This window comes from Mesorhizobium sp. AA22 (assembly GCF_001672375.2).
GTDB lineage: Bacteria > Pseudomonadota > Alphaproteobacteria > Rhizobiales > Rhizobiaceae > Mesorhizobium > Mesorhizobium wenxiniae.
The window spans coordinates 6,555,910-6,570,038 of sequence record NZ_CP048406.1; the positions used below are offsets into that span (position 1 = coordinate 6,555,910).

At 62.4% G+C, this 14,129-nt stretch carries 13 protein-coding genes; 3 read left to right on the top strand and 10 right to left on the bottom strand.

The genetic code is table 11. The annotated features are described in order from the left end of the window. Positions 1–45 precede the first annotated feature (45 nt). Together phoU and A9K68_RS30965 are read right to left on the bottom strand one after the other, a co-directional pair. Complete coding sequence (phoU, locus tag A9K68_RS30960) at positions 46–771, bottom strand: phosphate signaling complex protein PhoU (RefSeq protein ID WP_065005842.1); 726 nt, start codon at positions 769–771, stop codon at positions 46–48. Between the two features lie 202 nt (positions 772–973). After that, on the bottom strand, positions 974–2,242 hold the full coding sequence (locus A9K68_RS30965; RefSeq protein ID WP_065005843.1) for an ATP-binding protein: 1,269 nt from the start codon (positions 2,240–2,242) through the stop codon (positions 974–976). Between the two features lie 224 nt (positions 2,243–2,466). Here A9K68_RS30965 and ppk2 point away from each other — a divergent pair, with 224 nt between their 5' ends. Beyond that, positions 2,467–3,375, top strand: coding sequence for a polyphosphate kinase 2 (ppk2, locus tag A9K68_RS30970; RefSeq protein ID WP_065005844.1), 909 nt, complete (start codon positions 2,467–2,469; stop codon positions 3,373–3,375). A gap of 71 nt (positions 3,376–3,446) precedes the next feature. Here the strand turns inward: ppk2 and A9K68_RS30975 are convergent, their stop codons facing one another. From A9K68_RS30975 to A9K68_RS30985, 3 genes are all read right to left on the bottom strand, one after another. Then, positions 3,447–4,193: an enoyl-CoA hydratase-related protein gene (locus A9K68_RS30975; RefSeq protein ID WP_082982086.1), complete on the bottom strand. Its 747-nt coding sequence runs from the start codon at positions 4,191–4,193 to the stop codon at positions 3,447–3,449. 15 nt (positions 4,194–4,208) lie between these two features. Then, positions 4,209–4,847 carry an acyl-homoserine-lactone synthase gene (locus tag A9K68_RS30980; RefSeq protein ID WP_029356847.1) on the bottom strand — a complete coding sequence of 213 codons (639 nt, stop codon included), beginning with the start codon at positions 4,845–4,847 and terminating at the stop codon, positions 4,209–4,211. Positions 4,848–4,944: 97 nt separating this feature from the next. Beyond that, complete coding sequence (locus A9K68_RS30985; protein WP_065005846.1) at positions 4,945–5,676, bottom strand: LuxR family transcriptional regulator; 732 nt, start codon at positions 5,674–5,676, stop codon at positions 4,945–4,947. Positions 5,677–5,965: 289 nt separating this feature from the next. Between A9K68_RS30985 and A9K68_RS30990 the strand changes: the two genes are divergently transcribed. Then, positions 5,966–6,784: a transporter substrate-binding domain-containing protein gene (locus A9K68_RS30990; RefSeq protein WP_065005847.1), complete on the top strand. Its 819-nt coding sequence runs from the start codon at positions 5,966–5,968 to the stop codon at positions 6,782–6,784. Between the two features lie 84 nt (positions 6,785–6,868). Here the strand turns inward: A9K68_RS30990 and A9K68_RS30995 are convergent, their stop codons facing one another. Continuing rightward, complete coding sequence (locus A9K68_RS30995) at positions 6,869–7,279, bottom strand: tellurite resistance TerB family protein (RefSeq protein WP_029356850.1); 411 nt, start codon at positions 7,277–7,279, stop codon at positions 6,869–6,871. A gap of 166 nt (positions 7,280–7,445) precedes the next feature. Here A9K68_RS30995 and A9K68_RS31000 point away from each other — a divergent pair, with 166 nt between their 5' ends. Next, positions 7,446–9,095 carry a lysine--tRNA ligase gene (locus tag A9K68_RS31000; RefSeq protein WP_065005848.1) on the top strand — a complete coding sequence of 550 codons (1,650 nt, stop codon included), beginning with the start codon at positions 7,446–7,448 and terminating at the stop codon, positions 9,093–9,095. Here the strand turns inward: A9K68_RS31000 and A9K68_RS31005 are convergent. From A9K68_RS31005 to A9K68_RS31020, 4 genes are all read right to left on the bottom strand, one after another. Next, positions 9,058–9,915, bottom strand: coding sequence for a thermonuclease family protein (locus A9K68_RS31005; protein WP_065005849.1), 858 nt, complete (start codon positions 9,913–9,915; stop codon positions 9,058–9,060). The genes A9K68_RS31000 and A9K68_RS31005 overlap by 38 nt on opposite strands. A gap of 9 nt (positions 9,916–9,924) precedes the next feature. Beyond that, entirely contained in the window at positions 9,925–10,575 is a 651-nt protein-coding gene (locus A9K68_RS31010) for a helix-turn-helix transcriptional regulator (RefSeq protein WP_065005850.1), read from the bottom strand. Positions 10,576–10,657: 82 nt separating this feature from the next. Beyond that, positions 10,658–12,877 carry a 3-hydroxyacyl-CoA dehydrogenase NAD-binding domain-containing protein gene (locus A9K68_RS31015; protein ID WP_065005851.1) on the bottom strand — a complete coding sequence of 740 codons (2,220 nt, stop codon included), beginning with the start codon at positions 12,875–12,877 and terminating at the stop codon, positions 10,658–10,660. A gap of 14 nt (positions 12,878–12,891) precedes the next feature. After that, positions 12,892–14,100 (bottom strand): acetyl-CoA C-acetyltransferase, encoded by a 1,209-nt coding sequence (locus tag A9K68_RS31020; protein ID WP_029356856.1) that lies wholly within the window; start codon positions 14,098–14,100, stop codon positions 12,892–12,894. Positions 14,101–14,129: the final 29 nt, after the last annotated feature.

Below are 14,129 nucleotides of genomic sequence, written 5' to 3' on the forward strand. Positions count from 1 at the left end.
GGTAAAGCTTAGCCTAAATCAGCAATGGGTTCGAGAGGCAGCCGTTCACTTCGCGGGTGGCGCTCCCGGGACAACAATCTTGTCTGTCTTGTCGCCCTTCGGCCGCTCGGCCGGCATCTGGTCGCCGGTGACGATGTAGTAGATCGTCTCGGCGATATTGGTGGCATGATCGCCGATCCGCTCGATATTCTTGGCGCAAAACAGCAGGTGCGTGCAAGGCGTAATGTTGCGCGGATCTTCCATCATGTACGTCAGCAACTCGCGAAACAGCGAGGTGTACACGGCATCGATCTGATCATCGCGATCACGCACGAAGCCGATTTTTTCCACCGAGCGCGACGCGTAGACGTCGAGCACTTCCTTGAGCTGCGTCAACGCCAGGTCGGCCAAGGCCTCAATGCCGCGGAACAGGCTGGTCGGCTGGCGCCCTTCTATGACGGCAACCACGCGCTTGGCGACATTCTTGCCGAGGTCGCCGACCCGTTCGAGGTCCGCCGAGATGCGGATCGCGCCGACGATCTCGCGCAAATCCGTCGCCATCGGCTGGCGCTTGGCGATGATGATGATCGCCTTGTCGTCGATCTCGCGCTGCCCTTCGTCCAGAACAGAATCGTCACGGATGACTTTCTGGGCAAGGCCGGGGTCGGCGTTGACCAGGGCCGCGATCGCCTGTTCGACCATGCGTTCGGCATGCCCGCCCATCGCGGCGATGCGCTTCGACAAATATTTCAGCTCCTCGTCGTAGGCGCTGACGATGTGCACGGATTGCATAGGGATGCCTTCCCGGGGTCTTCTGGTCCCAGTCGTTTCCTCGAATCCCCGCTGATATGCTAGCCGGATGACAGAAAAAAGAAACCGTTAGAGCGACGTGCGTTCACTTGATACAGAGTACGCTCTAAATCCCTTATCCACGCATCCGGCTATCCTGAAATCTTCCGGTTTTCGGGCCGACGCCTTCTTAGATAGTGAGGCGTCAGTGCGCCGGCAAATGCACCGTGAAAGCTGCGCCCTTGCCGACCTCCGACTTGATCGAGAGCCTGGCATTGTGGCGTGTCAAGATATGCTTGACGATGGACAGGCCAAGACCGGTGCCTTTCTGGGTCCGGCTGTTTTCGACATCGACGCGGTAGAAGCGTTCGGTAATGCGCGGGATATGCTCCTCGGGAATGCCGGGGCCGAAGTCCCGGATGGTGACGTCGATGCCCGGTTCGGGACCGTCATCGCGGTGAGCAATCGTCACCATGACACGTCCACCCGACTGCCCGTATTTGCAGGCGTTTTCCAGCAGATTTTCGAAAACCTGGAAAAGTTCATCGCGATCCCCGGGCACATCAAGCGGCCCTTCTGCGAAATCCCGCTCTATGGCAACGCCGTTTTCCCTGGCAAGCGGCCCCAGCGAATCGATGACGCTGTCGAGGGTCTGACGGAGATCGACCTCGGTTCCCGGCTTCAGATAGGGTTTCATCTCCAGCCGCGACAGCGACAGCAGGTCGTCGATCAGGCGCGCCATGCGGCCGGTCTGGTTCTGCATGATCTGCAGGAACTGCTCGCGCGCCGCCGGGTCATTGCGGGCCGGGCCGCGCAGCGTCTCGATGAAGCCGGAGATCGAGGCGAGCGGGGTGCGCAGTTCGTGGCTGGCATTGGCGATGAAGTCGGCGCGCATCCGGTCGATCCGGCGCGCCTCGCTCTGGTCCTTGAAGACCAGCACATAGAGGTCGGTGCCGTGACCGACCGAAGACGCACTCACCCGATAGGCCCGTTCGACCGGCAGCTTTTCGGTATAGTCAACGACATCCGAAGCGGCGGCGCCCGATAAAATACTGTCCAGCAAGGCCTGCATCTCGGGCGCCCGGAATTTAAGCGACAGCGAGATGCCCGGTGCGATGCCGCCGAAGGCGGCGAAGGCGGCGGCGTTGGCATGGACGATCGTGGCGGTGCGATCAAAGATGATCAGCGGATCGGCAACGGCGGCCGCCAGATATTCTCCCGACAGCTGTTGTAGCCCGCCCGCCTCGATCGCCGCGGCATCCTCCGCGGACTGGCGCGCAACGCTGGCCGGCAGCATCGCGGCGGCAAGCAGCAGTACGGCACATGCCAGCAGCACCACATAGCCGGACGTGTCTGCGAAACCATAGACGGTCAGGACCGCGACAATGCCGGCGGCCAGCAGCCAGCGGCTGTTCCACAACCGGGTAGCGACCAGTTGCGCCGTGCTTCGCTGTTCTGCGCCCATGTCAGCCATTGTCAGCCATTCGCGCGCACTGTGCCTCCGCCCCCACCCGGCCGGGCGGGTGGAACTTCCCGCTGGACCGGCGCTAGAGCGCCGTGCGTCCAATTGGACGCACAAAGGACGCTCTACCACTCTCAATCTGCTGCATCGTTCTTTGCGAAATCGATTCCGATTTTCGGGCCGATGCAGTAAGGCTCCCAATAGCATGAGTCTGGAAACTGGAAAGGTTCGTCTCGATGAAAAGCTCCAAGGAAGATGCCGCCGCGCCTGTTCCAGGTCCGCTGAAGATCCGCATCGACGGCAAGGAGCGCGAATTCGACATCGAGGATCCCAAGCTTCCGGACTGGGTCGAACACAACAAGCTGACCGCCGGCGGCTATCCCTACGACAAGAAAATGAAAAGCGACGAGTATGACGAGACGCTCGAGCGGCTGCAGATCGAGCTGGTCAAGGCACAGGCATGGCTGCAATCGACGGGCGGGCGGGTGATGTCGCTGTTCGAAGGACGCGATGCCGCAGGCAAGGGCGGCACGATCTTCGCGCTGCGCCAGTACATGAACCCCAGGACAGCGCGCAACGTTGCGCTGACCAAGCCGACCCCGACCGAACTCGGGCAATGGTATTACCAGCGCTATGTCGCGCACTTTCCGACATCCGGCGAGTTCGTCACCTTCGACCGCTCCTGGTATAATCGCGCCGGCGTCGAGCCGGTCATGGGCTTCTGCACGCCGGAGCAGCATGAGAAATTCCTGGACGAGACGCCATATTTTGAACGGATGATCTGCAACGAGGGCATCCATTTCTTCAAATTCTGGTTGAACATCGGTCGGGAAACACAGCTTGAGCGGTTTCACGATCGCCGCTGGAGTCCTTTGAAGAGCTGGAAATTCTCGCCGATCGACATTGCCGGCATCACCAAATGGGACGACTACACCAAGGCTCGCGATCTCATGTTCGAACGCACCCACGAGGAATTCGCGCCCTGGATCATCGTGCGGGCCAACGACAAGCGGCGCGCACGACTTGCCATCATTCGGCGCATCCTGTTGTCGCTTCCCTATGACGGCCGCGATCTTGACGCCATCGGCAAGGAAGACAAGAAGATCATCGGGGAAGGGCCTTCGTTCCTGGGACCACAGGCCTGAAGCACTGCCGCGCGCCCCCAAGGACGCGCGGCACGATTCCGAATATTCCTGTCATTCTGCCGAATGACTTCTTATGCCGCCAGCCGGGCAATCCGCTGCAGCCGCTTCAGCGTGGTATCGTCCTGCAAAGCCTGCTGAAACAGCGAAATCTCCTGGTCAATGCGATCGCAGAGCGCGCCTGTGTCGCCCTTGAGCAGGTCGCGCGTCTGCAGCAGTGCAGCGACCGGCTTCTTGGCGAGTTGCCTGGCTCTGCCAAGTGCGGCTTCCTCGACATCGCCCACCACGATCTCCGTGACCAGGCCAAGCATCCTGGCGTCCTCGGCACTGAGCGTGTCGCCCAGGCAGAAGAAGCGAAAGGCGCCGGCATAACCGAGTTTCTGCGGCGCCAGGATGCTGGTCGCCGCGTCCGGCACGAGGCCGAAATCGACGAACGGCACCCGGAACGTGCTTTCATCAGATGCGATCACCATGTCGCAATGGAACAGGATGGTGCAGCCGACGCCGACGGCGTCGCCATCGACACAGGCAAGGACTGGTTTGGGGAACGTCGCCAAGGTGCGGAACATGTCGGTGACGGCGGCGATCAATCGTTGATGCTTGGTGGCGTCGAGGAATTCGGAAAAATCGCCGCCAAGGCAGAAGCAGCCGGCGAGGCCGCGCAGCACCACGACGCGCACATCATCGTCGATTGCGGCTTCGTGGAAGATCTTGGCCAGGCTTTCATAGGCTCGCCCGTCCAGCACCGGCCGGCCGTCATCCGACGACACCGTGACAATTAGCGTATGATTGCGGAACTCTGTTTGCGGGTGGATGTTCATGGCTGTCTCCAATTCTCACGAGGCCTGCCTCATTCCGAGCCTGTCGGGATAACCCCTGGCCAGCACCGGCGCGAAATGACTGCGACGCGAGCGCACCACCTCAAGCGTATGCTCGTTGAAGGTGAGCAGCGTCGCGACGACCTGCTGGTTGCCATAGGTGCGCTGGTAGCCAAGCGGCTTCGCCAGGAAGTGCAATTGCAGCGCCCGCAGGACCCACATCGGCTCGAACTCGATGATCACCTGGTTGACGTTGCGCCTCAGCCCCCACTCGACGAAGCCGGCAATGAGCTCGGTGCCGACCGTCGAGACGCCGCGCTTGCCGTCACGAAAGCCCGGCGCCACCGCATAGCGGGTCAGTTCCCAGACGTTCGGCCCGGACGGCGGCGTCCCTTCATAGAGGTCCGCCAGCACCTCGGTCAGGAGATGCGCCCGCGTTGTCGGCAACATCCGCTGATAACCGGCGAGCTCGCCATTGCGGATGACGAGCTGATGCACCGCCTCGTCATGGTCGAACTGGTCGATCTCAAGGCCATCAGGGCGCTGCAGATCGGTCCACCCCATCTCCTCGACGAAAATCTTGTAGCGCAAACGATGAACGGCCTCCCAAAGGTCGGGACGTTCCATAAGTTCCTGTGTGGTAAGGGAAAAAAGCATCTGCCGTCTCCTAGGTTCAATAGGAAGATACGGCCGGGCTGTCCCGAGAAAATTACGCGATCACGTAGGCAAGAATTTCTAGGCCGGCACGGCCGAGCTAGCTAATATAGCCGCGCCTTATCGCTTCCGCGACCGCCTGTACCCGGTTGACGGCACCGAGTTTGCTTTTGGCGTTAAGAAGGTGTTTCTCTGACGTGTGTTCCGAAATGCCGAGAATCTGTGAAATCTCCCATTCGGACTTGCCGACGGCGGCCCATTGCATGCATTCGCGCTCACGCGGCGTCAGTTCGACGTGGTCGATGGTCTTGGCCGCCATCGTGTGGATCTGCATGGCGCGGCCAATCGCATAAGTCGCCACCAGCGACACCAGCCCAAACTCGGCGCCCGACAATTCGACGGCCTCGCCGCCGAGCGACACCATGACGATCTGGCCGTCGAGCGTGATCAGCGGGAAGGCCAATCCGTCGCGCAGCTTGAATTCGCCGGCGTCGCCCATCACTTCGCCGCTGCTCTTGTCGATGCGGATGCCCTGAGACGCCTCCCGCCACTGGAACGGCGCCTGAAGCTGCTTCATGTGGCTGACGACGGGGTCGTGGTCGACATAGTTGCGCGCGACGTAGCGCTCCAGCCATTCTCCCGGCCACTCGCAAAGCAGCACATGGTCCTTTTGCTGGCCTCTTGGCGTGCCCGGTTGCGGAACCGTCCCGGCCATAAGTGCCGTCAGACCGAACTCCGAGGTTATGCCAAGCAGTTTTTCGCAGACCGCAGCCGCCGTATTGGCGTGCTGCAGCTGTTCTATGAATTCCAGTGTGCGATCGAAGTGGCCCATTGCAACATCTACCCCATGTTGCCTTCCGCGTTGAGATCAACGGTCCAGCGCTTGACCCGCACTTTGCCATCGACCCCGGATTACAAACCTGCTCCTCTCTGTTTGCAGCGCCTTGCGGCTACCCTCCAGCCGACGCCCCACATGTTTGCAAGCTCGCTGAAGCATAACCCTAAATCGGCGTGATGAAATCAAAAACCGTTGTGCCTGTGGCATTTTCGTACCAAAAGCCACATTGGACAGGACAGGGCGGAGCTCGATCGTGGCAATTCGGTGGACAACCATCGTCTTGATGCTGGCAATCACCGGGGCACAGTGGCTCACGGCAGCGCGTGCCGCGGAGCCGCAAGTGCCGGTGCTGTGGGATGCCAAGGAGCGGCTGCCGAAGCCTGACCTTTCCGCGCTGCCGCGTCTTAGATTTCTGACCACCACCGATTTCCCGCCGTTCAACTTCCTCGACGGAGCGGGTCGCTTGTCTGGCTTCCACGTCGATCTGGCACGCGCCATCTGCGCCCAACTCGGCATCGCGGAAAAATGCCAGATCCAGGCGCTGCCTTGGGCCGAGCTCGAAGGGGCGCTGCAGAAGGGCGAAGGCGAAGCGATCATTGCCGGCATCGCCGCCACGCCGGAGTCGCGGTCGAAATACGCCTTCTCGCGTTCCTACCTGCAGTTTCCGGCGCGCTTCATCATGCCGAAGACAAAGGCGTTCACGGAACCGATCTTCGACAGACTGCGCGGCAAGCGTGTCGGCGTGGTAGCCGGCTCCGCGCATGAGCGGATGCTGCGCGACTATTTCGGCACCGTTCAGGTCGTCCCCTTCGACCGGCCGGAAGAGCTCTATGATGATCTCAAGGCCGGCAAGATCGACGCCGCCTTCGGTGACGGCATGCGCTTCGCCTTCTGGCTGGGCGGGTCGGATGCCGCAGCCTGCTGCCGCTTTGCCGGCGGCCCGTATCTGGCGCCAGAATATCTGGGCTCGGGCATGGCCATCGCCACCAGGGCCAACGATCCGGCGCTGGCCGCAGCGTTCGACTACGCACTGCAGGAGATTTCGGTGAAGGGCACCTTCGCCGAATTTTATCTGCGCTATTTCCCGGTCAGTTTTTTCTGATCCTGTCCGGTTAGTTTTCTAGTCCGGTCCCGGTCAGTTTTCCAGTCCGGTCCGGTCAGTTTTTCTGAGTCTTCAGGGCCTGGATCAAGTCAACGTGCGCAGGCGGGCCTTGGCGGCACGGGCGATGGCGGCGACGGTGAGCGTGTCGAGATCGAGTTGGCGACGGATAAGCTGCAGCACCCTCACCTCCTCCAAACGCATTTCGAGGTCGACGGCCGCAACCTCGAAGGCTGCGGCATAGGCGGTATCAAGCAGGCGTTCGGGCAGTGCTTCAGCGACCCGCGCCAAAACGCCTTCCAGCCCGTCCTTTTCGTGCAGCATCTTTTGGCAGTCCTGGGCGACGCCGACCAGCCGGTCGTGGTCGAAATCCTCGAACACCGGCCATGAGCGGACGACGTCGCCGATCCGCGCCAGTTCGACATTGGTCATGTCGCGATCGGACGCGGAGGTGATGACCATCAGATAGATCAGGGCTTCATGCGGCGGCAACGACATTTAAAACTCCTCAAACGGGCTCCGAAGTTAGGAACGCGGCACCGACGCCGCAAGGAAAAAGAGCCGCGATCGTTGACGCCCACGGCAGGCACGCCTAGAGACCGGTTGAAAACCTCTTCCGGCCCCCATTTGCGGCGATGCCGGCGAACGATTTGGAAACAGTGACATGGCGGGATCAAACATCGTCGATCTCAATCCCGAGGTGCTTGCGGCAGCGGCTGAAAGCAAGGCGTGGCCGTTCGAAGAAGCCAGGAAGATCGTCGAGCGCTACAAAGACACTGATTTTCCCGAGACCGTTCTGTTTGAGACGGGCTACGGTCCGTCGGGGCTGCCGCACATCGGTACTTTCGGCGAGGTCGCACGCACCTCGATGGTGCGCCATGCCTTCCGCGTCCTCACCCGGGACGCGGTCAAGACCAAAATATTGTGCTTTTCCGACGACATGGACGGCATGCGGAAGATTCCGGACAACGTCCCCGATCGCGCCGCACTCGAGCCGCACCTGCACAAGCCGCTCTCGTCCGTCCCCAACCCTTTCGGCGGCGACTATGCGAGCTTCGCAGACCACAACAACGCAATGCTTTGCCGTTTCCTGGACACGTTCGGCTTCGACTACGAGTTCGCCAGCGCGACGGAATACTACAAGGCTGGCCGTTTCGACGACGTTCTGCTGCGCGCTGCCGAACGTTTCGATAAGATTATGGACGTGATGCTGCCGACGCTCGGAGTGGAGCGTCAGGCGACCTACAGTCCGTTCTTGCCGATTTCCCCCAAAAGTGGCCGCGTGCTTTACGTCCCCATGAAGCGTGTCGACGCCAAGGCCGGCACTATCACCTTCGATGACGACGGCACCGAAACCACGCTGCCCATAACCGGCGGCAAGGTGAAGCTGCAATGGAAGCCGGATTTCGGCATGCGCTGGGCGGCGCTCGGCGTCGATTTCGAAATGTTCGGCAAAGACCACCAGACGAATGCGGTGATCTACGACCGTATCTGCAATATCCTGGGCGGGCGGGCGCCGGAGCATTTCGTCTATGAGCTGTTCCTGGACGAGAACGGCCAGAAGATTTCGAAGTCGAAGGGCAACGGACTGACCATAGACGAGTGGCTGACCTACGCGCCGACCGAAAGCCTCGAACTCTACATGTACCAGCGGCCGCGGCAGGCAAAGAAGCTCTATTTCGACGTCATTCCGAAGGCGGTGGACGAGTATTACGCCTTTTTGTCCGCCTATCGCCGGCAGGAGTGGAAGGAGCGGCTGGGAAACCCCGTCTGGCACATGCATGACGGTAACCCGTCTGTCGTCGACCTGCCGGTGTCGTTCGCGCTGCTGCTCAATCTGGTCAGCGCCTCGAACGCCCAGAACAAGGACGTGCTGTGGGGGTTCATTTCGCGCCACACATCGGGCGTGACGCCGAAGACCCATCCCGAGCTCGACCGGCTGGCCGAATATGCGATCCGCTATTTCGACGATTTCGTGAAGCCGGCCAAGGTGTACCGGGCCGCCGACGCGGTCGAGCGCGAGGCGCTGACGAAACTCTCCGAGGCGCTCGTCGCGTTGCCGCCAGATGCCGATGGCGAGGTGATCCAGAATGCCGCCCTCAACGTCGCGCGCAAGATCGAACGCTATCAGGACCATTCGAAGCAGAGCCCGGAGGGCGGGCCGGGCGTGTCCGTCGCCTTTTTCCAGATGATCTACCAGGTGCTGATCGGACAGGAGCGCGGCCCACGCTTCGGTTCCTTCGCCGCGCTCTACGGCATCGCAGAAACCCGCGCGCTCATTCAGAAGGCGCTGGCTGGTCAGCTGGCGGCGTAGCCGTCGTCTCGGTTGGCGGCGAAGCCGTCGCCGACGGGTCGAGAATCAGCTGCGTCGGCTGCGCTGCCGCGACAGGGGCTGGTGCCGGAGGCAGGCCGGCGAGACTGGGCGCCGGCCCGAAAATGCCCTTCCTCGCCGTACGCGCCTTCTCGCCGGCCTCGACGTAAGGGCCACCCTCTGCTGCGCGCGCCCAGCCGTTTTCGATCAACCACTGACCGACATCCTGGTTGCCAACGCGGCATTCGGCGGCGATCAGGTCGCGGCCGCCTTCGGGCGGCACCGCGCAAACCACCGCCCGGCCGCGCAGGAAAGCACGGAACGCCGTTCGCGCCCGGCTGCCGCACGTCCAGGACTTGCCGCCGTCGGCGCAAGTCTCGTCCTGCGTGACGATGTCGATACCCGAAATCGCGACCGAGTAGCCCTTGGCCTCGATCACACCGGCGGCCGGCGCAACCGGCTGGAACAGTTTTGTCCCGTTCCAGTCGTCGGGCATTTTCAATTTGGGCGGTTTAGGGGGTCCGGCCAGCGCCAGGTCACTCAGCGGGGCGCGCGGCTCGACCCGTTCAAGCTCTTCGGGCCGAAGCTGCGGCGGCGCGACGACCTCGGGATCGATGGCCCTGGAATGCGCCTCCGGCCTTGCCGCCTTGGGTCGCGGGATCGCTGATGTGGCAGGCGCGTCGGATTGCGCCGCCATGCCAGCCTGCGCTCGAGCCGCGACACGGCCGTTTTCGCCTTGAAGCACGGCGCGGCCGCCGGCGACGATCGCGGCCCCCATAACCAAGATCGTCAACACGGCAGCGGCTGCATGTAGCGGACGCACTGGCGGCCCCTACTGACTTGCCCAGACAATCCGCGCCACCCATTCGACATCGCGCATAGGGATTTCGCGGTCCGGGTGATCGGGATTGAGCGAGACCAGCATGATCGACTTCGACGACTGACGGTCCAGCACCTTCGCCATGACCTCGCCGGCATTGGTCTTGACGACCACCCGGTCGCCCTTGCGGGTGGCAGCGCCCGGCTCGACGATCAGCACGTCGCCATTGCGGTAGAGCGGCAGCATGGAATCGCCCTGAACCTGCAGCGCATAGGAGGTTTCGGTCGCCTGTGCCGGAAGCTCGATCAGGTCCCAGCCCTGCCCCGCCGGAAAACCGGCATCATCGAAGAAGCCGCCGGCGCCGGCCTGGGCGAAGCCGAGCAGCGGCACCGAAGACCTCTGTGCGGGCAGAGATCCGGGAACGGGCTTGCCCCGGCCTTCGACCAGCCCCGTGAATTCGTCGAGCGAGGCGCCCGTCGCCTCGATGATCTTGGCCAGCGATTCGGTCGACGGCCAGCGCGGCCGCCCGTCCGAGGACAGCCGCTTCGATTTGTTGAAGGCAGTCGAATCGAGGCCCGCGCGTTTCGCCAGCCCGGAGGCCGAGAGCGAATAGCGCTCGGCGAGAGCATCGATGGCGGCCCATACGCGGTCATGCGAGAGCACTTTTGCTCTCCTTCAGAACAGGAAAAAATACCTTCTCCGTTCTAACCGGTGGCCGTGATTTTGTCCACCACCGAAGGCGGCGTTACGCCGCCTTCTTGGCTTCGCTCCTGGCATAGGGATCGAAGCGTTCGTAGAAAGTCTCGCCCTTCTCCGCCATGTCGAGCAGGAGCTTGGGCGCCTTGAACTCGGCGCCGTACTTCTTTTGCAGGCCCTTGGCGATCTTGACGAATTTCTTTGCGCCGATGCCGTCGATGTAGGACAGCACGCCGCCGGTAAAGGGCGCGAAGCCGAAGGCGAGGATCGAGCCGACATCGGCTTCGCGCGGATCGGTGACGATGCCCTCCTCCATCACCCGCGCCGCCTCTAGCGCGATGGTGACCAGGAGCCGCTGCTTCAGTTCCTCATAGCCGACCTTTTCAGGCGCCAACTGCGGATAGAGATCCTTCAGGCCCGGCCACACCTTCTTCTTGGCAGGCTTTTGCGGATAGTCGTAAAAACCCTTGCCGTTCTTGCGGCCAAAGCGACCATGCGTGTCGACCAGCGTGTTGATCAGCGCCATCTGCTTCGGGTCGACCGCGTTTTCGCCGAGATCGCGCATGGTCTGCTTCATGATCTTCTGCGCGAGGTCGATCGCCGTTTCGTCCGTGAGCGCCAAAGGACCGACCGGCATGCCGGCGGCCTTCGCCGCGTTCTCGACCATCGGCGCCGGAACGCCCTCGATCAGCATCTTGTAGGCTTCCGACATGTAGCGCAGCACGCAGCGGTTGACGTAGAAGCCGCGCGTGTCGTTGACGACGATCGGCGTCTTCTTGATGGCGCGGACGAAGTCGATCGCGGCGGCCAGCGCCTTGTCGCCCGTCTTCTTGCCCAAAATGATCTCGACCAGCATCATCTTGTCGACCGGCGAGAAGAAATGGATGCCGATAAAATTCTTCGGCCGCGCCGAATTCTTCGCCAGCGACGTGATCGGGATGGTGGACGTGTTCGATGCGAAGACCGCCGACGGCTTCAGCATGGCCTCCGCCTTTTCGGTGGCGTCCTTCTTGACGCCCGAATCCTCGAACACCGCCTCGACCACCAGGTCGCATCCTGCGAGGTCGGCATAGTCTGCCGTCGGCGTGATCAGCGACAGCAGCCTGTCCTTGTCCTCTGGCTTGGCGCGGCCCTTCCTGACCTGATCCGAGATCAGGCTGTCCGAATGCGCCTTGCCCTTGGCGGCAGCTTCCATGTCGCGGTCGAGCAGCACCACCGGAATGCCGGCCTTGGCCGTGACATAGGCGATGCCGGCGCCCATGAAACCGGCGCCGAGCACGCCGATCTTCTTGAACTTGGTTTCCGGCACGCCGCTCGGACGACGCGCGCCCTTGTTCAGTTCCTGCAGCGACACGAACAGCGAGCGGATCATCGCCGCCGCTTCCCTGGTCTGCATGATCTCGGTGAAATAGCGCTGCTCGATGCGCAAGGCGGTGTCGAACGGCACCAGCAGGCCTTCATAGACGCATTTTAGGATGGCGGCGGCGGCAGGGTAGTTGCCATAGGTCTCGCGACGCAGGATGGCGATTGCCGGAGGCCACAGATTGGCGCCGGCCACTGAATAGACCGGGCCGCCGGGCAACTTGAAGCCCTTCTCGTCCCACGGCGCCACCGGCTTCAAGCCATTTTTGATCATGGCTTTGGCGGTTTCGACCAGCTTTTTCGGCTCGGCGATCTCGTGGATCAGGCCCATCGACTTGGCCTTCTGCGGCGACAGCGTCTGGCCGGAGGTCAGCATCTGCAGCGCCTGCTGCTGGTCGGTCAGCCGCGGCACGCGCTGGGTGCCGCCGGCGCCCGGGAAGATGCCGATCTTCACTTCGGGGAGCGCCATCTTGACCTTGTCGGAATCGGCCGCGACACGGCCATGGCAAGCGAGCGACAGCTCGAATGCGCCGCCCATGCAGGTTCCGTTGATCGCCGACACCCACGGCTTGCCTGAGGTTTCCAGTTTGCGGAACAGGCCGCTCATATAGCCGGCATTTTCGAACAGCGCCTTGGTCGCCTTGTCCAGGTCCTTGGCTTTGTCGGCCGCGAAGGTCGCCAACATCTTCTGCAGCATGGTGATGTCGGCGCCGCCAGAGAAACTATCCTTGCCGGAGGTGATCACCGCCCCCTTTATCGCCGCGTCGCTCGCCACCTTGTCGACGATGGCGTTCAGTTCCAGCATCGCTTCTTCGGTGAAGACGTTCATCGAGCGGCCAGGCATATCCCAGGTGACCAGCGCGATGCCGTCAGCGTCGATGTCGAGGGTGAAATTGGTGTAGCTCATCGTCTTTCTCCCGGTCAGACGCGTTCGATGATCGTTGCGGTGCCCATGCCGGCGCCGATGCAGAGCGTCACCAGCGCGGTGTTCAGGTCGCGGCGCTCCAGTTCGTCCAGCACCGTTCCGAAGATCATCGCACCTGTCGCGCCGAGCGGATGGCCCATGGCGATGGCGCCGCCATTGACGTTGATCCTATCGTGCGAAATGTCGAAAGCCTGCATGTAGCGCAGCACCACCGAGGCGAACGCCTCGTTGAGCTCGAACAGGTCGATGTCCGACAGCTTCATCCTAGCGCGCTTCAGCAGCTTCTCGGTCACGTCAACCGGACCGGTCAGCATCAGCACCGGTTCCGAGCCGATATTGGCGAATGCACGGATGCGCGCGCGCGGCTTCAGGCCGAGCGACTTTCCAGCCTTCTTGGAGCCGAGCAGAACGGCCGCCGCGCCATCGACGATGCCGGACGAATTGCCGGCGTGGTGGACGTGATTGACCTCCTCCACCTCGGGATGCTTCTGCACCGCGACGGCATCGAAGCCGCCCATTTCGCCGGGCATGACAAAGGACGGGTTGAGTGCGGCCAGCGACTGCATATCGGTCGAAGGCCGCATGTGCTCGTCGTGGTCGAGGATGGTCAGGCCGTTCTGATCCTTGATCGAGATCACCGAATTCTTGAAGCGGCCTTCGCCCCAGGCTTTGGCGGCGCGCTTCTGGCTCTCGACCGCATAGGCGTCGACGTCGTCGCGCGAAAAGCCGTATTTCGTGGCGATCAGATCGGCCGAGATGCCTTGCGGCACAAACCAGCCCGGCAGGCCGACCGAAGGATCCATGAACCAGGCGCCGCCGGATGCGCCCATACCGACGCGCGACATCGATTCGACGCCGCCGGCGATGACGATCTCGTCGGCGCCTTGCGCGATTTTGGCCGCGCCGAAATTGATGGCGTCCAGGCCAGAGGCGCAGAAACGCGAGATCTGCATGCCGGGCGCTTTCGTGTCGTAACCCGCCTCGAAGGCGGCAGCACGCGGAATGACAGAACCCGCCTCGCCGACCGGGTCGACGCAACCGAAGATGATGTCGTCGACGATGCCGGTATCCAGCCCATTGCGGTCGCGGATCGCCTCAAGCACCTTGGCGCCGAGCCGCACCGCCGGCACCTCGTGCAGCGAGCCATCCTTCTTGCCCCTGCCGCGCGGCGTTCGCACTGCGTCATAGACATAAGCTTCGGCCATTTTCCTGCTCCTTGGTTTGCCGAAAAGTC

What these genes read in the sequence shown, in the direction of transcription:
- phoU (WP_065005842.1), bottom strand. Translation starts at nt 771, where the DNA reads ATGCAATCCGTGCACATCGTCAGCGCCTACGACGAGGAGCTGAAATAT.
- A9K68_RS30965 (WP_065005843.1), bottom strand. Translation starts at nt 2,242, where the DNA reads ATGGCTGACATGGGCGCAGAACAGCGAAGCACGGCGCAACTGGTCGCT.
- ppk2 (WP_065005844.1), top strand. Translation starts at nt 2,467, where the DNA reads ATGAAAAGCTCCAAGGAAGATGCCGCCGCGCCTGTTCCAGGTCCGCTG.
- A9K68_RS30975 (WP_082982086.1), bottom strand. Translation starts at nt 4,193, where the DNA reads ATGAACATCCACCCGCAAACAGAGTTCCGCAATCATACGCTAATTGTC.
- A9K68_RS30980 (WP_029356847.1), bottom strand. Translation starts at nt 4,847, where the DNA reads ATGCTTTTTTCCCTTACCACACAGGAACTTATGGAACGTCCCGACCTT.
- A9K68_RS30985 (WP_065005846.1), bottom strand. Translation starts at nt 5,676, where the DNA reads ATGGGCCACTTCGATCGCACACTGGAATTCATAGAACAGCTGCAGCAC.
- A9K68_RS30990 (WP_065005847.1), top strand. Translation starts at nt 5,966, where the DNA reads ATGCTGGCAATCACCGGGGCACAGTGGCTCACGGCAGCGCGTGCCGCG.
- A9K68_RS30995 (WP_029356850.1), bottom strand. Translation starts at nt 7,279, where the DNA reads ATGTCGTTGCCGCCGCATGAAGCCCTGATCTATCTGATGGTCATCACC.
- A9K68_RS31000 (WP_065005848.1), top strand. Translation starts at nt 7,446, where the DNA reads ATGGCGGGATCAAACATCGTCGATCTCAATCCCGAGGTGCTTGCGGCA.
- A9K68_RS31015 (WP_065005851.1), bottom strand. Translation starts at nt 12,877, where the DNA reads ATGAGCTACACCAATTTCACCCTCGACATCGACGCTGACGGCATCGCG.
- A9K68_RS31020 (WP_029356856.1), bottom strand. Translation starts at nt 14,100, where the DNA reads ATGGCCGAAGCTTATGTCTATGACGCAGTGCGAACGCCGCGCGGCAGG.